The organism is Arthrobacter sp. H41 (assembly GCF_000520535.1).
In the GTDB taxonomy this organism is placed as follows: domain Bacteria; phylum Actinomycetota; class Actinomycetes; order Actinomycetales; family Micrococcaceae; genus Arthrobacter_D.
In genome coordinates, this window is record NZ_KI914796.1 from 46,393 (window position 1) to 49,270 (window position 2,878).

Sequence of the window (2,878 nt, forward strand, 5' to 3'; positions counted from 1 at the left end):
TCTTGTGGTTCGCCAAACCCGCCGGTTCCGCCAAACCCGCCGGTTCCGCCAAGTCCACCGGGTCCGCCGGTTCCGCCGGGTCCGCCGGTTCGGGGTCGGCAAGGAGGAATCGGTAGCAGCCCACCGCCATGGCGCTGAAGACGAGGCCCGAGATCGAGAGGTGGAGGCCGAGCGGTAGCTCCATTCCCGCGGCGGCCGCGCCGAGTGCTCCTCCGGTGACGGCCCCGATGCTCCAGACCGCATGGAAGGAATTGATGATGGAGCGCCCGTAGCGTTTCTGCACCCGCAGGGCGTGGGAGTTCTGTGCAACGTCAGTGATGGAGTCGAGTGCTCCCGCCAGGAACAGCATGCCCGCCAGGAAGGCCCAGGTGGGTGCGATGCCGGCCAGGAGGATCCCCACCGCGGTCAGCAGTGTTGCCACGACGGCAACCCGGGATGAGCGGAAGCGGCGGACAAGTACGCCTGCCGTCAGTCCCGCGACGAGCGCGCCCAGCGGGAAGGCCGCCACCGCCAGTCCGAACGCGGTGTTCGTCAGCTCGAGGTCGGTTTTGAGCTGGGGGTAGCGGGGGAGGAGGTTCGCGAAGATCGCTCCGTTGGTGAAGAACAGGACTGCAACCGCTACCCGCGCACGGGGCAGTTCCGATGTCGTACTGGGCGTGGTGGCGATGCCGGGCATCGCTGAGGGGGTCATGAGGAAGTCACTATTCTTCTGACGGCGTCGCGGACAACGGCGTTGGGCGTGGGGTCCAGGGCCAGGGCGCGGTGGATCGAGAGGCCTTCGATGAGGGCGTCGAGCATGATGGTGGTTGGCGGGTCGAAATGGTGTTCCAGGGCGGTCCTGCTGCGGGCCATCCACGCATCGGTGACCCGGCGCACGTCCGGGTTGCGTGCGGCGAGGGCGTACAGCTCGTAGGTCAGCAGCACGTTTCGCCGGGACCCGAGGAGTTCGCCGGTGATGAGGCCGACGACGGCTTCGCGGGCTGCTTCCGTTCCATCCGCTGTGCGGAGTGCGTCCTCGAAGCCATCTGCCGCGGTAGTGGCGAGTTTGGTGAACGCTGCTGTGAGCAGGTCCTCGATCCCGGCGAAGTGATAGGTCATCGACCCCAGGGGAACGTCCGCCGCGGCCGCTACCTTGCGGTGGGTGGTGCCCGCTACCCCATGTTCGGCGATCACGTCGAGTGCGACGTCGATCAGGCGATCGCGGCGCTCCGGATCATGCCGGCGGGGACGCGAAGCCTTTCTGGCGGCGCTCATATGCTGCGGGTGACCCGCGCCGGATTGCCGACGGCGACGACGTTCGCGGGTACATCCCGGGTGACGACCGCTCCGGCTCCGATCACCGTGTTCTCCCCGATCGTGATGCCGGGCAGGACGATCACGCCCCCGCCGATCCACACGTTGTTGCCGATGGTGATGGGCTTCGCGGCTTCGAGCTTGTCCCGGCGAGGGCCCGGCTCGATAGGGTGCGTGGGGGTCAATAACTGGACGTTCGGCCCGATCTGCACGTCGTCGCCGATAGTGATGGCAGCAACGTCCAGCGCGGTGAGGTTGTAGTTGATGAAGGTTCGCGATCCGATCCGGATGTGCTGACCGTAATCGACGAACAACGGGGGCCGGATTTCCGAGTCCTCGCCCAAGTGGCCGAGCAGGTCCGCGAGTATGTGCGCGGCCTCTTCACGATGGGCGGGCCATACACGCCCGTACCGGTCGGCGAGCTCGATCGCCCGGGTGCTCGCAGTGGCAAGCTCCTCGTCGTCGGCAATGTAGGGGTCCCCGGCCAGCATGCGTTCCCGCATCGAGCGGCCGTCATCGAAGTGCTCCGTCATATGTACAATTGTACATATTCGAGTCCTGCTCTGCGCGCTGCTGCACTTTTTGCGCAACATCGTGCAGGAGTGGTGGGTGTGCGACGTCGGCACCCACCGAACCTGCGCAAGTTCCGCCGTGGGACTGCCTGCGCCGGCTATCCCGCCGAGAACTGCACGGACTGCCAGCCTGACGCGCCGTTCGGCACGGTGTCCGCACGCTCCTCCGTCTGCAGGCCGTCGACGGCGTCGGTGGCCCTGGCCTGGACCGTGTGGCTGCCGGCGTCGAGGTTGAGCTCGTGCGACCACTGGCGCCAGGTATCCACCGAGTATTCCTCGGCGAGGGTTGCCTCCTCCCACTCGCCGTTGTCCACCGACACCTCGACCTTCGTGATGCCGCGCTGCTGCGACCAGGCTGAACCGCCGATCCTGACCGTTCCTGCGGCGACCTTCGCGAACGCCCTCGGCACTTCGACGCGCGCCATCGTCTTGACGGGCCCCTTCTCCGACCAGCCGCGATCGGTCCAGTAGGCCGTCTGGTCAGCGAATCGGGTGACCTCGAGGTCAACGACCCATTTGGTGGCCGAGACGTAGCCGAAGAGCCCCGGGACTACCATGCGGACCGGGTAGCCGTGTTCGAGGGGAAGTGGCTCGTCGTTCATCGAGACCGCCAGCATGGCATCGCGTTCGTCCTGGAGCACGGGGAGGGGAGTCGAGGCGCTGAAACCGTCGGAGCTCGTCGAGAGCACCATGTCTGCACCCTCGGTGGGCCGGGCCCGCTTCAGCACCTCGCGCAGCGGGTAACCCAGCCATTTCGCATTACCCACCAGGCCGCCGCCCACCGGATTCGAGACACACGTCAGGGTGACGTGGCGCTCGATGAGATCGGCGTCGAGGAGATCCTGGAAGGACAGGGTGAATTCCTCCTCGACCATGCCGTGTACCCGCAGTTCCCAGGTTTCGGCATCGAGCTGCGGCACGCTGAGCGCGGTGTCGATGCGGTAGAAATCCTGGTTGGGAGTCACCCAGGAGGTCACCCCTTCCACATCCACCTCGACCCCGGCGGGCACCGG

Annotated in this window: 4 protein-coding genes; all 4 read right to left on the bottom strand. The window is 66.7% G+C overall.

The features are described 5' to 3' along the window. On the bottom strand, positions 1–691 hold a 691-nt coding region (locus tag Y705_RS21310), incomplete at its 3' end, for an MFS transporter (RefSeq protein ID WP_216698775.1). After that, positions 688–1,254 carry a TetR/AcrR family transcriptional regulator gene (locus Y705_RS0109745; RefSeq protein ID WP_026532716.1) on the bottom strand — a complete coding sequence of 189 codons (567 nt, stop codon included), beginning with the start codon at positions 1,252–1,254 and terminating at the stop codon, positions 688–690. The genes Y705_RS21310 and Y705_RS0109745, both read right to left, overlap by 4 nt. Next, positions 1,251–1,826 carry a sugar O-acetyltransferase gene (locus Y705_RS0109750; RefSeq protein WP_026532717.1) on the bottom strand — a complete coding sequence of 192 codons (576 nt, stop codon included), beginning with the start codon at positions 1,824–1,826 and terminating at the stop codon, positions 1,251–1,253. Before Y705_RS0109750 ends, Y705_RS0109745 begins: the two co-directional genes overlap by 4 nt. A 137-nt stretch (positions 1,827–1,963) precedes the next feature. Next, a partial coding sequence (locus Y705_RS21315) for a molybdopterin-dependent oxidoreductase (RefSeq protein ID WP_155850014.1) occupies positions 1,964–2,878 on the bottom strand: 915 nt, incomplete at its 5' end.